Consider the following 21,275-nt stretch of genomic DNA (forward strand, 5'->3'; position numbering starts at 1 on the left):
GTCAAGGATGACAAAAGCAAGAATGTTTTCCTTTGTTAGCGCTTTACTACTGCTTGTTTGCACTCTGAGTGTGAATGCTCGGTGGAGCATTCACCAACTTCACCCGGAAAAATTGACGGAGACCTCTATAACGAGCGTTGTCTCCGACACCGACGGCAAAGTATGGGTTGGCTCGCTCACAGGGCTTCAAGTGCTTATCGCTGGTAAGTTCTATTCAACTGAGATTGTGGACGGGTTAGATCCGTTATTTGGACGCCAAATCATAAGGGATATAGTTCAGGAAGATTCCGGCAGGGAAATATGGATCCTCACTGAAACGGGATATCTAGCCAGAGTAGACAGCGACCAACTGCGGGTTATAGATACGCCATGGTTTCGCAACTACGCTGACGCCAAAGTTTTGGGCATTCTCCAGGGTCACGACAAAATTTGGCTCTGGGGCCTAGGTTTCCTTGCCGCATACGATTATGAGTTAGGTGGCCACGTGTCTTTTGCGTGGAAGTCGGGTGACAAACTGCTCGATAAACCACTCTTAACGCTGCGGGAACTGAATGACTCGGTTCTTTACGGGCTCACCCAATCTTCCCTGTTACGAATCGACCTTGAAAATTTCACGGTTCAAGAAAAAGTTAAGGCGCTAGAGTTTGGCGAAGGTACCGAGTTCCGTGACTTCCATATCGGTAGCAAGGGCGGTATCACAGTTCTTACAAAGAACGGGCGAATACTAGAAGGCATCAACACGCTCAACAGTCAGCGCTATTCTGTGAGCCAGACCTTCAGTCAAAAATCCGCTGATCAATTAGTAGTGGAGCCTAATCATTACATTATCGGCACTGATGGTGGTATCGCGGTTGTCCCACGAGGCAAAACCCAGCCCTTGACCGAGTTAGGCAAAGACAACTCTGAGCTGTCCAATAATCATGTTCTCACCATCTCGCCTTTAAAGGGCGGCTATCTCATTGGCACATATCGGGGCCTCAACTACCTAAGCAAGGGGCTTTTCGACGGCTTCAATGATCAAAGCCACAGGCTATCGAATGAAGTTCTGAATTTCACGGAGGATGAGAACAAAAACATTTGGATTGCCACATACAGTGGCGTCTTTCGCTTTAGCAAAAGTTCTAGTGCCCTATCGACTTTCTCGAGGCTGAGAGGTTTGCCCGATGAACGTGCGATGACAATCGAGAGTATCGAGAATGACATCTGGATCGGCCTCAGAGAGCACGGGGTCGTAGCGGCCAAATCAGCGAGTATCGATAAAGATCAATCAGAGTTTAAGAGCTATCTCCCAAACAAGCCAATACCTGCGATACGGACTATTCAGGACAGCCAGCACGTTTTATTGGCCACACTTAACGAAGGGCTATACATACTCGACAAAGAGTCGCGAGAAAGCTTCAAAGCGGACGAATCCCCCAGCCGAGTAACGCTTATAAGCAAACGAGTAAAAGACTATCTTTACTATGGGAATGAGGATGCTCTTTTTGTCTATTGGACTAAAGATGGCACGTCTCAACGCGTCAGTTTCAATTCAGGCGGTCATCCTATTGGCACGATGGTCAGTCTAGAATGGATACAGTCTGGGCATTACATGATCATATCAACCTTGGACAACGGCATCTGGATGGCCGAGCGATTGGAGGAACAACCAAGATCCTTAGCTTTGAAGAGACCACCCAACAATGAGCTGGCCGAAGCAATAGCCTGCGGCGTCCTCGAAAAAGAAAACCACTACTGGTTCTCCACTTCCGACGGGATCATAGTCACCAATGATAGATTTGAGACGACGCACAGGTTTTCGCTACGCGATGGCCTTCAAAGCAAATCCTGTAACGTCGGCGCCGTATTCAAGGACTCTCGCGACAGACTCTACTTCGGTGGGAGCAATGGCTTCAATGTGTTTGAAGGTAGTTTGCCCGGGGCACCTGTAGACCCGCCAAAAATGATGTTCGAGCGCATACATAGCGCTGTATTCACTGCGGATTTTGTTAAAAGTGGGAACATCCCTCCACACCTTGAGCTGCACTACGGTGACCGCAGCATATTGTTGGACTTCGCCGTTATGGAACACTTCCAGGCCGACGCGACGCGTTATCGCTACCGCCTACAAGGGTACAACGACGAGTGGGTTGAATCCGGCAGTACCAGTGAGGTGAACTACTCAGCACTACCACCCGGTAACTACATCTTCCACGTTCAGGGCTCCGACTCCAGCGGGCGCTGGAATCGCGAAGGATTAGTGCTCTCGTTTACTGTGCTCAAGCCCTGGTGGCTAACCACCTACGCATTCGCAGCTTACATCGTTCTAGCAATCGCTGCGGCAATCATGGCTCGCCGTTGGTACTTGCGTATGGCAGTCCAAACTATGTCCCGGCGGATGAATGCCTATATCAGCCAGCAAAACGATCTGCTACTGGAAGAAGTGCAAGACGAAATTGAAATTCAGGAACAGATACTCTCGAAGTACAACGCACATACCACAGACCTGCTTACTCTCGTTCAGCAACTCGTGCCGCCACCCAATGGCGGCAAATCGACGCCTGACCGTGAACTCTCGCTTTCCCTGCTGGCGTTTGAGCGTAATGTCGAGGGCTTTGAAAACGATATCCACTTCGACGTGGAAAGCTATACCAATGAGCTGATCGACATTCATATTGATGCCGACCAGTCCCTCGCCTCACGGGTGATTTGTACCGTGGAGATCAGCACTCTGACGCAACCAGCTCCGTACGCCCTTCGATGTGCTCTGCTTATCCACTACCTCATTGCTCTTGCCAAAAGAGCCACGCCGGAACTGAGCCCGGCGGTTGCCTTACTCAACCTGTCTCTGTCAGAACCGGTTATCACAGACACTAACCGGGTCGGATGGGTTCTGAGAGGTTCTTTCACTGCCGAACAAGGTGGTTCGATTGCTCAATGGCTCACAGACCAACCCTGGCTGGAAGAGAATCTGTCGGACATCGCTGAATCACTTGATGTGGACCACGACGCGAAGTGTAGCGACACACTGTTTGCGCTAGGCTGTGAGTTCCTGCGACCGGAGCCCCTCCTGCGGTGATATGAATGAAACTGACCTATATCCACCTAGCGCTGCTATAACGTACGGATGACAGCAGGAAACTACAAGAACGTCGGCAACACTTTGCAATTCAGAGGCACGGCCCTGGGTCGGCCCTGCCATATTGTTGTCGATAACAGCGACGGGATTGCTGAGGCAGCCATCTCGGCAGCGCTGGGTGAACTGCATCGGCTGGAGGTGAAGTTCGCAGCCAAGCATCCCAAGAGCATTGTGTACGCCGTGAATCAATCTGCGGGCTCAGGGCAGGTCATTCCGATTGATGCGGAAACGCGCAGCCTGTTCAGCCTGATTGCCCTCATCAGGGACGAAACGCACCAAAGGTTCGATCCTACCCTGCAGATGGTATCGGCGCTTTACGGTGATACCGCCGTCAGCGAGCAGACGAGCGAGCGGGCTCGTCAAGTGGCTGCAGCCACGGGTTATTCCAACATCAATGTATCGTCCGAGGGTGTCGCGCTAGCAAGCCCCGCCACTTTGTTGGATCTTGATAGCACGGTTCGCCCCTATGCACTGGATTGTGCGGTGCGCGCCCTGAGAGCAGCCGGCGCCGTGAGCGCGCTGCTAGATCTCAGTCGAGACGCGGCGGCGATAGGTCGCCAAGGCGATCACTCGAACTGGCTCCACGGTATACGCTTCCCCAAAGGGCGCAGCAGCGCTGTGGCTCGCACCAAGATAAACGACGCCGCACTGAGCATGCGTGGCAACTACGAGCGACCCTTGATCCTACAGAACGCCCGCCACGGGCGCGCCATAGACCCAGATACGGGGCAACCCATTGATGGGCTGCTAAGCGTGGCTATCCGATCTGAGAAGGTCCTTGATGCCTACACCGCCGCCACCATTGCGCGCCTCAAGTCAGAGGCCGATGCGCTTGAGTGGCTGAACACACTCGACATGCCGTGGTTCGCGATTGATTGTGAGCTTCAATGTCATGGCACCATGAAGCTCAGCTAGGCCAGTGCTTACAACCCCTTGAATACCGGCGCACGCTTCTCGCGTTGCGCCACAAACCCCTCTTGCAGGTCTTTAGAGTCGCTGCACTCTTTCGCCAACGCTTGTGCATCATCCATGTCCAGCGTGCCCGCTGCCACGTGGTTAATGATTTTTTTCATGGCTGCCACCGCCATCGGTGCTCGCTCTGCCAGTGTGGCCGCATAGTCCATGCTCGCCTGGCCGATCGCTTCCCGGTTTACCAGTTGGTCGAGAAAGCCCATCTCATATAGCTGTCGCGAGTCGACAAACTCGGCCGCCAACAGCAGGCGTTTGGCAGGGCCCACGCCCAGGCGTTCTACAAATCGCTGTATCCCACTAATGGGATAGCACAGGCCAATGGTCGCAGCCGGCACCCGAAGCTTCATACCATCAAAGCCAATACGGAAGTCGCAGCTCAGAGACAACTCACTACCACCACCATACACATTGCCGTTAAACGCACAGACTGTAGGAATCGGGAGTGCTGCCAGCATATCTGTGGTCGCCTGGAAATCGTCACCGGAAATATCGCCAGCGTTCAGTTCAGCAAGAGACGCGCCCGCACAGAATGTCTTATCACCTGTGCCGGTAACAATGAGCGCGCGCACAGCGTTATCGCTCTGCACGCTGCGCAGCACTGCCTGAATGCCGTCCAGCTCTTGCTTACCCAGCGAGTTGTGCTTGTCGGGGTTGTTCAGTGTCAGGATGCCAATAGCTCCCTGCTGTTCAAAGCTAATCGTGTCTGCCATTGTCGTCTCCCAAAAAACCGGCGCTGAGTGTCGCATACCCGTACACCCCCAGCCACAATCGGGTTATCTTCAGACCTACACCGAATGTACGGAGACAAGCATGAACCAACGCTGTGGCTGGTGCGGCACAGATCCACTCTACATGGATTACCACGATACCGAGTGGGGAGTGCCGGTGCGCGATGATCAAACACTGTTCGAGTTCTTGCTGCTGGAGGGCGCGCAGGCGGGCCTTGCCTGGATAACAGTTTTACGCAAACGCGAGGGCTACCGAAAAGCCTTTGCAGACTTCAATGCCAAAAAGGTCGCCAAACTATCCGACAAAGCGCTGGATAAACTGCTTACCAACCCTGCGATCATCCGCAACAAGCTTAAGGTGCACGGTGCCCGAAAGAACGCGCGCGCCTTTTTAGAGGTTCAGGCCGAGTTCGGCAGCTTTTCAGATTACATCTGGGACTTTGTCGATGGGCGCCCCATCCAGAATGATTTTTCCGCGCTGGATCAGCTGCCCGCCACCAGCCCCATATCCGATGCGTTGAGCAAAGACCTGAAGCGTCGCGGATTCACCTTCGTCGGCTCAACGATTATGTACGCGCACATGCAGGCCACCGGCATGGTGAACGATCATCTTGTCACCTGTTTTCGCCACGCGGAGTGTGCTGCCCTGGCCTGAGCAAACCTATAACCGGGAACGCTGTTAGAATACGCCACCGTCAACAGAGTGCCACGCGTGTCGCAGTCTCTCCCAAATCAGAGCGAGTCCACCAGCCGCAAGGTCTGGCAACTGGCCTGGCCAACGATACTGTCGAACCTGCTGTTCACAACGGTGGGCTTTGCCCATATTCGGATTGCCGCTGAGCTGGGCACCTCTGCGGTTGCCGCTGTTACCACGGGTCATCGCGTTTTCTTCCTGATCCAAGCGGTGCTCATGGGCTTGTCGGTGGCCGCCACCGCAACAGTTGCCCGTGCCTGGGGCGCGGAGCAGGTACGCCAGGCCGAGCGCGCAGCGTGGAGCGCAATGCAGGTGTCGGTGATATTTGCGGCCTTACTGGCATTACCCACGCTGCTGGTACCCACGGCCATTGCCTCGCTCTTCAGTCTGGATGAGCCCACTACCCTCTCCGCCTCTGGCTTCATCTTCTGGTTGGGCGTGTTCAGTATCTCCTCTGCCCTGAATATGATGCTGTCGACGGCGCTGCGCGCCACGGGCGATGTCATCACGCCCCTGTGGTTCCTGCTGGCCAGTTCCATTCTGAACATCACCTTCGGGGTGATACTTGCACTGGGTTACTCACCTCTGCCTGCCATGGGGGTTTCGGGTATTGCACTGGGTGGCGGCTCTGCCGGATTCACAGTAACGCTGGTCTTCCTTGCTTTCTGGTGGCGAGGCCGCTTCAAACTCCTACCCCTGCGCGAGCTGGCCGTAAATATGCGGCAAGTGAAGGAGCTGATTACAATTGGCGCCCCAGCGATGGTTGAGCAGGCGATTATCCAGCTCTCGTTCCTGGTGTTCTTCGGCATATTGGCCCATTACGGCACCAACGCTTACGCCGCCTACGGTATCGGAATCAGCATTGTGTCCTTCCCGATCGTGATTGGCTTTGGCTTTGGTATTGCGGCCGCCACACTGGTGGGCCAGCAGTTAGGCGCCGGGCGCCCCGAACTGGCCGTCGCCGCAGGGTGGCGCTCGCTGCGCCTGGCGCTACTGGCGATGGTGAGCGGCTCGATTGTGCTGGTGGTCTTTGCCGACCCCCTGGCCCGTTTCATGATCGATGACCCCGAGGTGGTTCATTTCACCAAGGTCTTCCTCTACATGATCGCTGCTGCACAGCCCATGATGGCCTGCGAAATGGCCCTGGCGGGCGCACTGCGCGGCGCGGGCGACACCCGTTTCCCGCTGTTTTCCACCTTCTGCGGCCTGATGCTGGGGCGTCTGATACCCGCCTGGGTCTTCTTTACGCTGGGGCTATCGGTGTATTGGATATTCGCCGTAATGCTATTCGATTACTCACTCAAGGCCATCTTGCTGATTCACCGTTACCGGTCCCACAAATGGTTAGACATCAAGGTGGGAACAGGGTCATAACCCGGTAACGGTATCGACAGCGACAAAAAAAATACTTAAAGTTGGAATCTCAGACTCTGGAGTAAGTTGCGGGCATTGCGGTTAATGCCCCACACCGAAATCGATGGCTTCCAACAAGCAAGATTCAGGCACGGGTGCCTCGTCACCCTTCGACCGAACGGCGCAGCACGACGCCAAGCGTGTCGCCATTCTCTCGCAGGCGGCCAAGCTCTTTAACTCCAAAGGGTCGCGGGCTACCACGCTCAAAGACATCGCCGAGAGCCTGGGTCTCACCAAAACCAGCCTGTACTACTACGTTAAAACCAAAGAAGACCTGATCTACCAGTGCTACATGGCAGCGCTGGACCACCACCATGCAGTGCTCGATACCATCGACGAGCAAACGCAGGACCCGGTCGAGCAGGTGTCGCAGTTCATCCGGCATTACTTCGATGCCTGGCTGGCGCCTATCGAGGGCCGCGATGTCCATCGCGCCGCCCTCTTGGAAATCGCCTCGCTGAAGCAGGACCACCGCGAACGTATTGAGGCCAGCTATATAGAAATGTTCAAGCGGCTGCGCGGCTACATACGCTCCGGCAGCACCTCAGGACAGTTTCGAGAGGTTGATGCCATATCAGCAACTCGCGCGTTAATCGGCTCCATGGAATGGGTGTTTTACTGGCTGCACCTTGTTCCTGAAGGGCAGATGCACAGCGTGGCCGACGAAGCACTGAATATTATCTTCAACGGTCTCTGCCCTGCCGGGGATACTTTCGAGCCGGCTGAGCTGTCTTTCGAGCGGGTGGAGTCGGCAGCGGCTCAGGGGTTTAACCGAGCTGAGCGCAATCGCATGAAGCAGGAAGCGTTCTTCAAAACGGGCACCCGCTTTTTTAACCGCGCCGGCTTCGATGGCGCCTCGCTGGACGACATCGCCGAGCACCTGAACGTCTCCAAAGGGGCGTTCTATTACCACATCAAAAACAAAGAAGACCTGCTGTACAGCTGCTACAGCTACTCCCTGGATATCACCGAAGCCATTTACGAAGAAGCTGGCAGCAGTGACAGCGACGGACTGCGTAAAACCGAGCGCGCCTGCCGCGGCATTTTCCATGTGCAAAACAGTGATCAGGGACCGCTCATTCGTTACAACACCATCACATCCATTCCCCGGCAACGGCGCCAGGCACTGCTGGAACGCACGGACGCCAGTAACCGGCGCTTTGGCGATTTTCTGCGCCAGGGCATTACCGATGGCAGCGTGAGAGCGGTTAACACAGACACCGCCCAGTTCCTGATTGCCGGTGCCGTAAACGCCGCAATGGATATCAGTCTGTGGCGCCGTGTGGACGACATCGACGCTGCCGCCATCGACTATTTCGATCTTTTCTTTAACGGCCTAACACCCCGCACACCGCTGTAGGCCAACCACGGAGTATTGCTGTGCCAGCTGATCTGGAGAAGCTCCTCACTTATCTGGAAGTGGAGCGCATCGACAAATACCTGTTTGTCGGTAATAGCCCTTCACAACCCAAACGCATTTTCGGCGGGCAGGTGCTCGCCCAATCACTGAATGCGGCAACCCGCTCAGTGGAGAGCGACCGCATCGCGCATTCCATGCATGCCTACTTCATGCGGCCCGGCGATCCGAACAAGCAAATCGTGTTTGAAGTAGATCCTATCCGTGATGGACGCAGCTTCACGACTCGCCGCGTAGTCGCAAAGCAAGACGCCAAGGCGATTTTCAGCACATCGGTGTCGTTTCAGGTGGCCGAGGAGGGGCTACAGCATCAGGCGCAGATGCCCGATGTGCCACCGCCAGAGGACGTGGAGTCTGACGTGGATTTCTGGGCGCGCATGGCGAAGGAAAACCCCGATAAGATAAAGCCGATCACACCGCCTGCGATTGAGCGGCGCAACATCACCCGGCGCGACTACCTGGACCCGCAGCCAGCGGATCCTGTGCAGCATATGTGGTTCAAGGCGCCCGCTGGCCTGGGTGACGAACTCAACCAGCACCAAACCGTGTTGACCTACATATCCGACTTTGGGCTGCTGGGTGCTGCAACCCTACCGCACCCCTATACCGGCATGAGCAGGGATCTGCAGGCGGCGAGCCTGGACCACGCGATCTGGTTTCACCGGCCGTTCCGCGCCGACGAGTACCTGCTCTACACCATGGACAGCACCTGTGCCCATGGCGGACGCGGCTTCAGTCGCGGTATGTTCTTTACCCAATCGGGGGAACTTGTGGCCTCCACGGTACAGGAAGCCCTGATCAGGGTGCGCAGCGGCAACAGCTAGCATCACTCCTCTTTATGCGCCGAGTTGCAGAGAGAACGTGCAAGCGCTGTCCGAATACCGCGTTGGGAATCGCTGTTCAGGCAGCGTAACTCGGCAACGGCCAACTCCCTGTGCTGGAACAACCGCTCCAACACGGTGACCGAGACCTCCAATTGCACTGTGCTAACGCCTTTAGTGCTCATGGCCCGCGCTCAATGCACTGGCTGGGCGTGCGGCGCACTCACCCATTGAGTTAGCCGTTTGCAGGCTGCAAGAATAATCTCTCGCGGCCCACCAACTGTCAGCGCACTGCCAAGGCGCTGAACACTGGCCTCTACGAGGGAGTTCACCGCACGGGTATCTTCCAAACCATTGAGCACACCGGCCATTAATACGCAGGCGTCGCTATAGCGCTCTATAGCTCTGTGCTCCAGCACGCCAGCCTGCGTTAGCGCAATATCGGCGGCCTCAAGAGCCGCCCCCGCATGGCGCAGGGCCTGATAGGGCTCACCCTGCTCCTGGTACAGGATCGCTGTGGCGTACGCCCGTTCCCAAACTGAGTCGATAGCGGCCGGTTGCTCGCACAGCCAGGCCCGGTGCCGTGCGCATAAAAAACCCTGGGTCATCACATCACCTCTTATTCTTCCTGCATTAGATGGGACTACATTAATGATAATAATTATCATTTTCAAGTAGTAAGTACAAGAGGACATCTCCCATCCGCAGAAGGGCGCACTCTGCTGCGCGTTCAGGGTTCTCGGCGCACGGAGATCATGGCGATGGATCTGTGGAGCCAGTGCCCCCGCGTAGCTGCAGTCAGCAATCTGTCTCAGAATCACTAAGGCGATGGACCAAAACGCCGACACCTACAGAACGGCTGACAGCATCTCACAGACGTATGGACTGCGCCGTCAAGGTGCAACGCTCAATTCTTCTTTGCTTGCTGCACTAATGAGTATTTACCCTGCAGGTTCTTATAAACGAGAGCATTCCAGACCTCGCCATCGTCGAGTCTGTAAGTAACATCGTAGTTCATACCACTCACCACTTGGGCTCGCACGTCCAATATGCTTTGCAAAGTTGCAGGTGTTTTCAGTTGGCCGATAGCGAAAGCGACCACCTCTTCGACGCGCTCGTCGACTTCAACCGCCTGGTACCCCCCCACAACTCTCTCGGTATCGCGCGCCATTCTCGGCTCCTCGTTTAGATGAACAGCTCCACGATAGACGACTCCGCGTACTGCAATATCTTTGAGTCGCATCGAAGGAATCTCGAGCGGATGTTCTTCAAGTATTGTGAAATTGGCCACCTTCCCCGGCTCCAGTGAGCCGATCTCAGACTCCAAGTTGAGGGCTCTGGCCGCATCAATTGTGATTGCCTTCAGTGCGGCATACACCGATATTCGTTGGTCCTGTGTTAACAAGTTACCCTGTGACGTTGAACGGTTAGCCGCTGTCCAGGCAAGCGTCAACGGCTCAACTGGTGCCATTGAAAAGTCGGAGTGGAAGGACACAGGAATATCGCGGTCCGTCAGGAGTCTCAGCGCCACGAGGTTCTCCGCTCTTTCACGACCCAGGCCATACTCTGCATACTTGTCTGCCAGTGCCCATAGGTAATACGGGTTAACTGACGCCTCCATTCCCAAAGCCGCCATCATCTCGGTCATATCGTCTGTAAAATAGCCCATGTGGTGTAAGGTAAACCGATGATTGTCCCTGGGATTCTCGGACTGCAGCCGCCATACGTTGTCAATGACCATCTGTTGACCGAGGTCACCGTTGGCGTGCACGTGAATTTTATAGCCGTTGTCCCAGTACATCTCGACCTGCTCACCGAATAACGGGAGGGGTGTCATCCACTCACCCTCGTGGCCGTCGGTGTACCCATCCTTCATTTGCATGAGTTGCGAGTAAATCGCCCCATCAGCGAATAACTTCACTTGCTTGGGCAGGAATTTTACGTTTTTTGTGTTGTACTCTTCGGTAGTTGAAAGCGTCTCAATGAAGTCCAGGGCTTCCTGATTACCACCCTTCATGGCGTAAAGCTGCGTGCCACTGGGTATCAAATAAACGTCATACGGTGGAGTTTTCTTCATTTCCGCCAAAAGGAGAGCCAGTTCTGTTTCAAAATCTGAGCTTGGGAAACCGGGCTCTGCGATGGTCGTAACGCCATTATCTTGCAAGAGTTCCGTCATCACGGATAGGCCCTTACGATATTTTTCAGGCTCCAGAAGCACTGGCGCCATCGCTGGAACCAAAGCCAACCAGCCGCCTTCGTAGAAGTGGCCTCGCGCCCAATCAACTTGCGGATTGCCAGCAAAGTCTTCTTCTTTTACCCCCAATGCATGAATCGCCGCATCGTTCAAAAATATTTCGTGAAACGATCGATGTATCACGCCTACGGGTTTATCGCCAGCTATCTCATTGAGGAGGTCTCGCGACAGTGAGCCATGCCACAATTGGTGATAGCCCCAGATGAAGTAAAGCTCATCTGCTGAAGCGTTCCCTTGAATGGATTCGGTAATTCGTTGACGAAATTCTTTTTCTCCAGCGACTCCCCTCTTCACTCCGGATGGCAGCTTCCAGTCATACGGCGCAATAATCTCGTTTTGAAGCATCACTGCAGCCAGGGACGGGTGAAGGTGGGGCTCGATAAAGCCAGGCATTAACGTCGCACCCTCCAAATCGTACTCATCCGCACTGCTGCCTACACGCTGCCTGGCATCCTTGAGTGTGCCAACGAATACGATTTGGCCACTTTCCTCGATGAGAGCTTCTGCAACGTAAGGTGCATCTCCAGTCATCGTAAGTATGTGACCATTGTGGTAGATGGTAGCGTTCGCAGATTCACTCGTTGCACTTTGCTGAACCGCAACAGAGTCACATACGAAGACGGTCAGCATACAGGCAAAGAAAACTGCTATTGGCGTGGTTTTCATATCGCGCACCTCAAACCTTACTTTTACGGATTAGTGAAAATCTCTCGCGAGATAAATAGAATTTTTTAAAACGTGTAGGTTAACTGTGAGTTGCCCAATTACAGTATTAGATAAGCGAGACGGTGAGGGCCGGAAACGGCGTGTTGTCGTGGTCCTGACCAAAACGATTAACCCCCGCGTGACCACTTGTATCTGTCTGACTCACGGCTCCCTTTCGCGTAACCCAAAAGTTACACGTGGTGCTTAACGCATTAGCCTATCAGGAGCATCATTGGTCCAGCGACCATGAGTAACACGTTGCCGAATGCATAGGTGCCTGCGTAACCTATAGCGGGTACTGCACTTTTGGCCTCGGCAGTCACGACACTGAGTGATGCACCACTGGTCATGGCCCCCGTTAACGCACCCATTAAAATCGCGGGGTTCAACTTGAGGACACGTGCCCCTATAAAGTAGGCAACTAAAATTGGCACTACAGTAATGGCTATACCGGCAACAATTAACGAAGGTCCGGATGACGCCAACGTCTCTATGAAGCTCCCGCCTGCCTGTAGGCCAACACCGGCCATGAATAGCAACAAACCAAATTCCATTAGCCACCAGCCAGTAGCTTCTGGCAACCTGCCAAAAGTGGGCCTGACACTGTGCATGTAACCGATCACCAACCCAGCCGTGAGCAAGCCGCCCGCATTCCCTAAACCGATTTCAACCCCTGCAATATGAAACGAGACTAGCCCTATCAGTACTCCTGCAGATATACCGAGTGCGAAAGTTAGCATGTCTGTCTCACGAAGATCCGCCTCGATGTGTCCCATAAACTTTCCGAGACTCACCAAATTTTCTTTTTTGCCCACCACATGCAATACATCGCCCTTCTTGAGTTCAAGCTGGGCGTGATGAGGCAACTCAACCCCCTGACGTAAAACCTTGCGCACGATGGCTCGAAACGCCTTGGGAATATCGAGCTCAAATAATGTCTTACCGTATGCTGCAGCGTTTGTTACGACAACCGTGCGGGTCTCTTGAATCTCAGAGATATCCCAATCTAAAGGCACCTCAGGGCCGATCTCTTGCACATCCGTTGAGAACAACTCGCGCGGCGCAATCAGTTCAAGCAAATCACCGTGCTGCAAAAAATCCTGGCTCCCGAGTGTCAGCTCTTTACCGTTACGAAGAACGGTAGCAACCGGTAATAGGCTCCCGTATTTTTCCCGTAACTGCTTAACCGGTAAATCTGTAAAAGGAGCGTTCTCGACGCGGTAACGACGCGTGGTGATGTTGATTGGATTGCGGCGATCTGACGGAGAATGTTCAAGAGCGCGGCACTCAGCCTCCAGGTCTATACCGAGCCACCTTGGCAAGTACCTGATGAGAGTGATCAGACCAGTCAAACCGAAAATGTAGGTAATCGCGTAGGCGCTCGCGATATTGCCTATGATATCGTCGGGCAAGTAACCGGGCGGCATCGTTATACTCGCGTCGCGAACCGCATCTTGAGCCGCCGCCAGTGTAGGAGAACTTGTCAATCCACCCGCAAGCAACCCGGCGGCAACACCGGGTTGCATATCCAGCATGCGCGATGCACAGAAGGCCACTGTTACCGCGCACAAAGCAACAACGAGCGATACGGCAAAATATTTGAAACCGTCAGCCTTGAGAGCGCTAAAAAAACGAGGGCCAGCTTGATAGCCCACCGAGAAAATGAAGAGTGCGAAACCGAGTGCTTGGTCTGCTTTCGAAATCCTAAGCCCCTCATGGCCGAAAACGATACCGGCGAACAAAACCCCGGCAACTGGGCCTAGAGTGAATCCGGCAACATTGATGCGACCTATCACATACCCCAAAAAAAGCAGGGTAAAAAGCAAAAGAACAGGTTGCGCACGCAGGAATTCAATCAAGACGTCAAACACAGCACCCACACCTTCCTTCCATGCACAGTGACTGCAATAGCTGATAGCCTCTATGAACTAATGTGCACTGCAACGGTGGCACAAACGCCCGGAGGTTGCTCAGTACAAACCATCCGGGCTCTTATTGGTCACTGACGAGGCTTGTTGATGAACTCGTCCACCACATTCGACATATCGAATGTTTTACCACCTTGAACAGGGGGGTACTCCGCTAAGGTTTGCAAATGCTGCCCCATGAGCTCTCCCATTGGCTGCATCAGCCAAGAGACTTTCTGCAGAAGATGACCGAAGGAATCCGAGCTATCGTAAGATTCATAGGGGTCCATACGGATGTTGAACACCAAGGGCACCGTCCTTGGAATGACGTTAGCGTAATAGTCCTCTTTCGTTGAAAAATGAAACTTCCAAGGCCCCATACGGACAGCGGTTAACTTACTTTCGTAATAGTGAAAGATATGGTCACGACTTGAGCCGGCCTGTTCGCCCATCCAGTAGTTCAGGTTATTAATGCCATCTATATATTGCTTCTTCTCTTTCATAACTTTTTCGGCAACGTCTGGAACGCCAGCAGCAGCAGATAAAGTGGTGAACAAGTCCTGATGGGCCTGAATACCGGATAATTTTGTTCCGGCGGGTATTTCGCCAGGCCAGCGGACCATAAGTGGCACACGGACACCGCCTTCGTACGTCGTCATTTTCTCACCACGGAATGGCGTAGTAGCCCCATGAGGCCAAGAAGAGTGTTCTGGGCCATTATCGGTTGAATAGACAACGATCGTATCGTCACTCAATCCGTGTTGATCCAACCAGTCCAAAACGATCCCCATGTCGTGATCGTGCTGCATCATGCCTGCACCGTGGTAATCAGCCTCACTGGTTATCGTTTCCACTTTCTCGAGCCAGCCATTGTCAATGCGTGTGTAAAGGTGCATTCGACTTGTATTGAGCCAAACAAAGAAAGGTTCCTCTGCTTCTTTAGCGTCATTCATAAATCGCAAGGCTTTGGGAATGACCTCTCCAGCATCGAAATTTTTCATCCTCTCTTGTGTTAGAGGGCCAGTATCCTCAATCGTCTGCTTCCCGACGCGACCGAATCTTGGGTGCTTTGTTGAGTCAGATTTAGTTGACGCGAACGAGTGGATAACACCACGCGTTCCAAATTTCGCCTCATAGCTCTCTAAGTCGCCGGAGTAGGCTTTCGCGAAATTCTGGTAATCGCGTTGTTCTGATTCTTCTTGCGTATTTAAGTGGTACAAATTGCCGAAGAATTCGTCGAAGCCATGCACCGTTGGTAAATGTTCATTACGATCACCGAGATGATTCTTGCCAAAGTGCCCGGTTCGGTAACCTTGTGCCTTCATCACTTCAGCCAGTGAAGGCGATTCTTTCTGCAAACCCAACGCATCGCCGGGCTGCCCTACCGTTGTCATCCCAGATCGTATGGGATACTGACCTGTGATAAAGGCAGCTCGTCCGGCTGTGCAAGAGGGCTGAGCGTAATGATCGGTGAAAAGAACACCTTCGTCGGCGATCCTATCAATGTTGGGAGTGCGGTATCCCATGACGCCGTGATTGTATGAGCTTAGATTTGACCAACCTATATCGTCACCCCATATGACCAGGATATTAGGCGATTTCCCTTGTGCAAATGTAGCAACGCCCATTAGAGCGATCATCGTCAATACTCGAGTTCCTGCCTGAAAATTCATACGCAATCCTTACCTATGATTTTGGTTTCTTGTTCAAAGCAACGAAAGTTTGCCCACTGGAGTGAGCTTGACCTCAAGTTTAGTCTATCTTCTCCATTATGCTGGCATAATTGTTACATTTACGGCACTCTCACAACGCTGTCGCATCGACGTGCATCTCACAATGTCGCACGCTTGGGTCATGTTAACGTCCGGCATACTTTCCTATTGCCCATCGAGAAGAAAATAATCGAAGAACATAGCAGCTGAGTCTCCTCAGCGCACCCGCTGTCGTGCTTGAACGTGTCTGTTCATATGCGAATGGTCAAACGATGTTGAGCCAGTTGCCCTGGGTGCTGTCGGCCTCTTCTTGGGCAACGTGGCAGGCCGCGTACTCGGCCTCATTGGGGGGCGAGCAATATGGCCAACCTCCGGATGGACGGCAGGACGCGTGTGGTGATGTATGTTCGATCGATTTTCAGGGAGTGTACTGATGCCATGTGCCGGCGGCACCATCGATCGTGTATGCGCCTTATTGGCAGGCAGCACCGCCGGTGGCCTGGTCGGTTTAACTCCGCGATCTGGTTGAGGCGCCCTACCGTCATCTAGTCGACTCGGGTGAAGTTGATCAACCGGCTTCCACGCTTTGTCATGTCGCAATTGCCAGTTATCCCCATCATGCCGTGCAACCCTTCCGATTTGATCTGCATATACGTTGTTCTTTTTGCCTTTCACAGGACGCGTGACCTTGAGGTCTTTATGTATTGCCGTTTGATCTAGCACGCGTCGCTTGTTTACCTCATTCCGATAAAGATTGGCATGACGGTATGGTCGTGCCTTACTTTCAGTTGAGAGCGTTTGATGCCTAAAGTTCGATGACCTGCCGATATGAATATCGCCGGTGTTGACCGTAATTTGGTTGTGCCTGTAGCCACCGCCATAAAAACCGGAACAACATCGACCGGGATGGTACCCTCGGCGCCAACCTCCTGACCAAGTCACTCCGGCTCGGTAGAAGGGCGCGCCCCAACTCACACCATAGTTCCAGCCAAACCATGGGTTATATCCAACATGAAACCCCCAGGACGGCGTGCGCGGGTAATAGACACGACCGATATAAGGTGGGTAGTACCAGCCAGTGCCATAAACAGGCGCGCCATAGTAGTTGAATGACCACAGATAACCCGGTGTATATCCCACGTATACGATTTCGGGAGTAGAGTGGTAGACGTGTACGTGAGTGGTGTTGTACACGGGCGCTGACGCTGGTATCGAAGCAATCTCTTTCTCTGGCACGGAATCGGCAACTTCCCACGGGCCTTCAGCGCTCTTAGCGACAAACCAAACCCCATTATCAGCAACATAGAAGCGTCCGTTTATGCGCAAGACTTGCGCGCCAGTGTTTACAGCGTATGAGACTGAGGTACCACTAATGGTTTTAAACTCGGGCACACCATCGTACTCCACGCTAAGCGTCGCCTCATCGCGCCGGATTGCTGCGGTTTGAGGAATTTGGTTATCGACAATCGCCTCATGTGACTCTGGAGTGCCTGCTACGGAATGGCGAACGCCGCCAATATCTGAACCCGGTGGAATGAGTTGAAAGCTGTCCGGAAGCTTATCGCTTCTCACAAAAACCCAAGGGCCTCGAGTACTCTGCGATCTAAACCAACGGCCCGAAAGCTGAAGATAAACATTCTCCGTATCTAAATCACGTATCCAAGGTGTTTCAGTGTTTTGGACGTAGAGCAATTTTCCACCATCTAAACTCGTCCATTTCGGTGAACCAGAGCTAACAACAAGCTCTGTGGGTTCAGTAGCAGTAACGATAGCCGGAACATCGACGTTCCTATCTGCGCCCTCCTCTGTCGGGAGACTAACCATACTCACTAAATCCGGTGGCACGCTGTCGGCAGGGGCCCAGGGTCCAAGTGGATCGGCTGACCGATACCAAGTCGATCCGTTGGTCAAGTAAACCTTTCCATTGCCATTGTCCCTGACGACAACCATCGCTGTGTTTACGGCTCGTTCATAATTTGAGTCTGAGACCGCTGCAAATCGCGGCAAACCATCAAAAAGCAATAGCACGGAGATCTCTTCACGAAAGACGATTTTGGGTGGTGTATTGTTTATGGACTCGAGACTCTCATGTGCTTTTTGATTCGCGGCTAAACTGGCGGTGATATCCGACAGCCTCATTTGCATCACAGTGCCCGCGAAAGCATTCTCCACTGCACGTGACAAACTTTGTTCTTCTGTGTCTTTGGAATCGGGCCAGGCAGCACGATCTAATCGAATATCAGTTAACGAAGCTAGATCAGCGGTACGATCTGTGGTGAGACGCGCCGAGAACCAGCCCACGCCAAATGTTGGCGAGTCGGTATCGCTGCTCGTGATAGAGAGCGCGGAACGTCCGGTAATGAGACTGCCCTCAATTGAATCAGGCTGGGGCTGATAAATCGTTATCGTGCTACCGTTGGCCTCAATCTCCTGAGGCCATTCCGTCGCCTGCGCACAAGCAGAGAAACCAAGAAAGAATATCGCTTTCACTGCAATCGAAAAGAAGCTTTGACTTACTCGCGCTGAAAAAAATGGCATCTCGCCTCCATACGGGTCCCCCAAAACAGACTATAGACCACATTCCTCCAGTGCGAGTGATTGAGTAGGCCCACTTTGTTTGGGATCATGTAATCTCGCCGAGTGAAGTACGCTGAGAATACTCTCCGGCGATTTTCTAAGGTGATTTCTTATCTTGCTTACTGTGACGGCTCCAAGGTTCACTGGCAGCCATCGACGTTGAGACACAGGAAGGATTATGATTTCAGAGCTGAAAGTCACAGAATTTCGCCGGCGCTGGCAGCGCAGGCTGATTCAGGTCATTGCAATAATCGTTGCTCTCAGCAGCGCAGAGCTTAGGTCTTCAGAGGGGATGGAAAAGCGGATTTGGTTAGATAGCGCAAAAGTGGATTGCGTCGGGGTCGGGCCTCAACAATGTTACCGGATTCGGGAGAGTCAAAGTGATGAATGGGAATACTTCTACCAGGAGATAGAAGGGTTCGATTTCGAACCGGGAAACATCTATAAGCTTCTCGTACGCATCACAAAGCGTGATGCTGACCCACTACCTGCGGATGCATCCTCACTGATCTACAGCTTGGTAACAGTTATCAGTAAAGAGGCAGATCCTCTGCTACCTCTTAATGACATTTGGTCTGTTTACGAATTCGCACAGGCGCCCAAGAAGCCAAAACGCGCTGGTTCTCTCAATCTCGAGATCAACATTCGAACAATGCAGATGTTTGGCAATGATGGCTGCAATGCATTACGCGCTCAGATAGAGAAATTGGAGGGGGACGAGTTGCGCTTCGGCCCGCTAATATCCACCAAGAAATTCTGTGCCGATATGAGTGACGCAGATAGATATCAAAAAGCCTTGTCTGCAGCCGCATACTTTGAACGAAACCAAAACAAGCTTCAACTGATGGACAATCAAAGACGCCCTCTACTTGACTTCAAGAAAGTCGACTGAGCCTATCGGTTTTCATACACTCTGGCGCCGCTCAGCCTTTTATGAGAGCGGCGCCTGCAACTCTGACGTGTAAGGCAATGACCAGCGACGGAGAGACGAACTAGTCGAGTGATGACCAGCGACGATCAGGGTACAGCTCTACGACAGGTGCATTGAGCCACTCCTCACGATAAGCACGCCGTGCGAGGTATTGCAGCAAGGGTTCATCGTCTAGCTGTTGGGCCGCAATGGCCTGGTCCAGTGCAGACAAAGAACTGGATAAATCGGCGACTTTCACACCCAACAGCTCGGCAATTTCTTCGCATTCGATAGTATCCACAGCACGACCAAACCGGATGCGGCGCTCAGCACAGCGCGTGAGTCGAGCCACGTCCAGTATTCGCGATGCCGCGAAACCCTCCTCCATCCGGGGCAGAACATCGTCCACAATGCTACGCACGGCGAAATTCAACAGAGGATCACTCTCTTCCACAGGCCCAGGCATGTCGGGACGACCGATTTCAATACCCATGGCATCAGCTATGCCCTCACACGTCGCTCGATCGGATACATACCGGTAGCACAAATACCATGCGAGTGATTGACCCTCTGGTGGATGCGCGCAGACAGCATGAGTCGGAATCGCCCCACGAATATTCTGTTGCACGCGATAGTATTGGGCGGAGGCCTGCCGATAAGGAAGACCAGATTCTTCCTCGTAGAGCTGAAACAACCCTTCTAAACCACCGCTGGGATTCCAAAATTCTCGCACGCAGATATTGCCGAGGTCTTCCATAGGATCACCCCAGTGACCCCATTCCCAGTCAACAATCACGCTGACTCGGTCATCAACGAACATAAAATTTACAGGGCCGGTGTCGCCCTGAACGAGAGATAGCCGGGACACGCTGTCGGGCGCAAAGCGCTGTAACCATTGCACGCCGTAGCTCAGCAAAGGGCTGGTGTAGCTCGATAAGAACCGTCGGTATTGGTGAAGCAGTGCGTCCAAATCAGCGAGTGCGCAGTCCCGAGGCGTTTGGGGGCGAGCACCGAGTATGTTATCGAGACCCAAGGCATCGATATCAAGTAGGTGGAGGCGAGCGATAATACGAATAAAATCTTCCATAACCGCGCGCTGTTGTGCCTTGTCGTCCAGCTTATCGACATCCGCACACCCCGAATCACGGGAAAATAGTGCTGCATGCAACTCCTCGTTCCAACCGTGCAGCTGTGGCACCGGGATGTCAGTATTCATAAGTGCTTCACAAATCAGGGCTTCTCTCCGTAGCGATACGCTGGAGTCTGCCACCGGATTGCGATCCAAACGAAGAAATCCCTCGAAAACGGTGCCGTCACTTGCCGTGACATCCACCACCCACGCCTCCCTCCGGGCCACATGCCGCTCGAGGCGGGTGATATTACCTCCCGCTATGGACTCCACCCACCCACTCAAGCCGGCGGGAAGATTATGAAAGCCATTACTCATATCGGGAGAACACCATAGAGATTAATATCTCGGTCAGAAATTTCATGTGACACCAAAGATGAAGTACTTCGCTGCCGGCCGAACCGTCAGTCACTGTACCATCGGCACTTAAATGACTGTGCCAAGCTATTGAACTGTTGCGATGCACTGCCCCGGTATCAACCTACGCTGATCCATGGACATGGTCGAATGAGCCAGATTAAATATCTGCTCGAAGCATTATCGTGTGCTTCGTTCATACACAGTAGCGCAAATTACAAAGCTACATGCTGAAATTGCGGACAGCACAACGACCCAATTTGCGATAGCTTTCTTGGGGTCGAAGGCCAAAATAGCTGCCAAGAAAGTAGCCGAGAAGCCACCAAGAAAAGCTGAAAGTAGAATAAGTTGTTCCGTGATACCGAGGAGTTGTTCGTTACTCACCACTTACTCCTGATTTCAGAAGTTCTGTTCCCGTATAAACCCTATACATATTAGTAAAGCCAGATAACATAGAAGGGCTCCGTGATTGAATACTCTGCCTTCTAGACAAAATTAAACGTGCCTACACTTTAGTGAAATGACTGCCATTAGGCGAAAGTGGTTATGCCCCCTTACACC

At 53.1% G+C, this 21,275-nt stretch carries 15 protein-coding genes; 7 read left to right on the forward strand and 8 right to left on the reverse strand.

Translation table 11 applies throughout. The annotated features are described in order from the left end of the window. The first annotated feature begins 7 nt into the window (after positions 1 to 7). Complete coding sequence (locus IE089_RS13905; protein ID WP_189478448.1) at positions 8 to 3,058, forward strand: triple tyrosine motif-containing protein; 3,051 nt, start codon at positions 8 to 10, stop codon at positions 3,056 to 3,058. 48 nt (positions 3,059 to 3,106) lie between these two features. After that, entirely contained in the window at positions 3,107 to 4,033 is a 927-nt protein-coding gene (locus IE089_RS13910; protein WP_189478449.1) for an FAD:protein FMN transferase, read from the forward strand. Positions 4,034 to 4,041: 8 nt separating this feature from the next. On the opposite strand, the gene IE089_RS13915 is transcribed toward IE089_RS13910, so the two are convergent. Next, the gene (locus IE089_RS13915) at positions 4,042 to 4,800 is read right to left on the reverse strand and encodes an enoyl-CoA hydratase/isomerase family protein (RefSeq protein WP_189478450.1); all 759 of its coding nucleotides are present in this window, start codon (positions 4,798 to 4,800) and stop codon (positions 4,042 to 4,044) included. Between the two features lie 100 nt (positions 4,801 to 4,900). Here IE089_RS13915 and IE089_RS13920 point away from each other — a divergent pair, with 100 nt between their 5' ends. The 4 genes from IE089_RS13920 (at position 4,901) to IE089_RS13935 (ending at position 9,166) form a co-directional block, all read left to right on the forward strand. After that, positions 4,901 to 5,473, forward strand: a complete 573-nt coding sequence (locus IE089_RS13920) for a DNA-3-methyladenine glycosylase I (RefSeq protein ID WP_189478451.1) — start codon at positions 4,901 to 4,903, stop codon at positions 5,471 to 5,473. Positions 5,474 to 5,530: 57 nt separating this feature from the next. Continuing rightward, the gene (locus tag IE089_RS13925) at positions 5,531 to 6,886 is read left to right on the forward strand and encodes an MATE family efflux transporter (protein ID WP_189478452.1); all 1,356 of its coding nucleotides are present in this window, start codon (positions 5,531 to 5,533) and stop codon (positions 6,884 to 6,886) included. A gap of 103 nt (positions 6,887 to 6,989) precedes the next feature. After that, positions 6,990 to 8,285 carry a TetR/AcrR family transcriptional regulator gene (locus IE089_RS13930; RefSeq protein WP_189478453.1) on the forward strand — a complete coding sequence of 432 codons (1,296 nt, stop codon included), beginning with the start codon at positions 6,990 to 6,992 and terminating at the stop codon, positions 8,283 to 8,285. Between the two features lie 20 nt (positions 8,286 to 8,305). Next, positions 8,306 to 9,166 carry an acyl-CoA thioesterase gene (locus tag IE089_RS13935; protein ID WP_189478454.1) on the forward strand — a complete coding sequence of 287 codons (861 nt, stop codon included), beginning with the start codon at positions 8,306 to 8,308 and terminating at the stop codon, positions 9,164 to 9,166. A gap of 2 nt (positions 9,167 to 9,168) precedes the next feature. Here IE089_RS13935 and IE089_RS13940 read toward each other — a convergent pair whose 3' ends face one another. The 6 genes from IE089_RS13940 to IE089_RS13965 all read right to left on the reverse strand — a co-directional run bounded on the left by IE089_RS13940 (position 9,169) and on the right by IE089_RS13965 (position 18,279). Next, complete coding sequence (locus IE089_RS13940; protein ID WP_189478455.1) at positions 9,169 to 9,348, reverse strand: hypothetical protein; 180 nt, start codon at positions 9,346 to 9,348, stop codon at positions 9,169 to 9,171. Positions 9,349 to 9,357: 9 nt separating this feature from the next. Then, complete coding sequence (locus IE089_RS13945; RefSeq protein ID WP_189478456.1) at positions 9,358 to 9,771, reverse strand: hypothetical protein; 414 nt, start codon at positions 9,769 to 9,771, stop codon at positions 9,358 to 9,360. Between the two features lie 299 nt (positions 9,772 to 10,070). Then, positions 10,071 to 12,083 carry an amidohydrolase gene (locus IE089_RS13950; RefSeq protein WP_189478457.1) on the reverse strand — a complete coding sequence of 671 codons (2,013 nt, stop codon included), beginning with the start codon at positions 12,081 to 12,083 and terminating at the stop codon, positions 10,071 to 10,073. 251 nt (positions 12,084 to 12,334) lie between these two features. After that, on the reverse strand, positions 12,335 to 13,993 hold the full coding sequence (locus IE089_RS13955; protein WP_189478458.1) for an aspartate:alanine exchanger family transporter: 1,659 nt from the start codon (positions 13,991 to 13,993) through the stop codon (positions 12,335 to 12,337). A 128-nt stretch (positions 13,994 to 14,121) separates the two neighbouring features. Next, positions 14,122 to 15,702, reverse strand: a complete 1,581-nt coding sequence (locus IE089_RS13960) for an arylsulfatase (protein ID WP_229802784.1) — start codon at positions 15,700 to 15,702, stop codon at positions 14,122 to 14,124. A gap of 255 nt (positions 15,703 to 15,957) precedes the next feature. Then, positions 15,958 to 18,279, reverse strand: a complete 2,322-nt coding sequence (locus IE089_RS13965; protein ID WP_189478459.1) for a carbohydrate-binding family V/XII — start codon at positions 18,277 to 18,279, stop codon at positions 15,958 to 15,960. Positions 18,280 to 18,496: 217 nt separating this feature from the next. On the opposite strand from IE089_RS13965, the gene IE089_RS13970 reads away from it, so the two are divergent. Continuing rightward, the gene (locus tag IE089_RS13970) at positions 18,497 to 19,210 is read left to right on the forward strand and encodes a DUF4377 domain-containing protein (RefSeq protein WP_189478460.1); all 714 of its coding nucleotides are present in this window, start codon (positions 18,497 to 18,499) and stop codon (positions 19,208 to 19,210) included. Positions 19,211 to 19,310: 100 nt separating this feature from the next. Here IE089_RS13970 and IE089_RS13975 read toward each other — a convergent pair whose 3' ends face one another. Then, positions 19,311 to 20,675: a phosphotransferase gene (locus tag IE089_RS13975; protein ID WP_189478461.1), complete on the reverse strand. Its 1,365-nt coding sequence runs from the start codon at positions 20,673 to 20,675 to the stop codon at positions 19,311 to 19,313. Positions 20,676 to 21,275 lie beyond the last annotated feature (600 nt).

Source organism: Parahalioglobus pacificus, assembly GCF_014652275.1.
Classification (GTDB): Bacteria; Pseudomonadota; Gammaproteobacteria; order Pseudomonadales; family Halieaceae; genus Parahalioglobus; species Parahalioglobus pacificus.

Coding starts and splice junctions, on each gene's coding strand:
- IE089_RS13905 (WP_189478448.1), top strand. CDS start 8: ATGACAAAAGCAAGAATGTTTTCCTTTGTTAGCGCTTTACTACTGCTT.
- IE089_RS13910 (WP_189478449.1), top strand. CDS start 3,107: ATGACAGCAGGAAACTACAAGAACGTCGGCAACACTTTGCAATTCAGA.
- IE089_RS13915 (WP_189478450.1), bottom strand. CDS start 4,800: ATGGCAGACACGATTAGCTTTGAACAGCAGGGAGCTATTGGCATCCTG.
- IE089_RS13920 (WP_189478451.1), top strand. CDS start 4,901: ATGAACCAACGCTGTGGCTGGTGCGGCACAGATCCACTCTACATGGAT.
- IE089_RS13930 (WP_189478453.1), top strand. CDS start 6,990: ATGGCTTCCAACAAGCAAGATTCAGGCACGGGTGCCTCGTCACCCTTC.
- IE089_RS13940 (WP_189478455.1), bottom strand. CDS start 9,348: ATGAGCACTAAAGGCGTTAGCACAGTGCAATTGGAGGTCTCGGTCACC.
- IE089_RS13945 (WP_189478456.1), bottom strand. CDS start 9,771: ATGACCCAGGGTTTTTTATGCGCACGGCACCGGGCCTGGCTGTGCGAG.
- IE089_RS13950 (WP_189478457.1), bottom strand. CDS start 12,083: ATGAAAACCACGCCAATAGCAGTTTTCTTTGCCTGTATGCTGACCGTC.
- IE089_RS13960 (WP_229802784.1), bottom strand. CDS start 15,702: ATGAATTTTCAGGCAGGAACTCGAGTATTGACGATGATCGCTCTAATG.
- IE089_RS13965 (WP_189478459.1), bottom strand. CDS start 18,279: ATGCCATTTTTTTCAGCGCGAGTAAGTCAAAGCTTCTTTTCGATTGCA.
- IE089_RS13970 (WP_189478460.1), top strand. CDS start 18,497: ATGATTTCAGAGCTGAAAGTCACAGAATTTCGCCGGCGCTGGCAGCGC.
- IE089_RS13975 (WP_189478461.1), bottom strand. CDS start 20,675: ATGAGTAATGGCTTTCATAATCTTCCCGCCGGCTTGAGTGGGTGGGTG.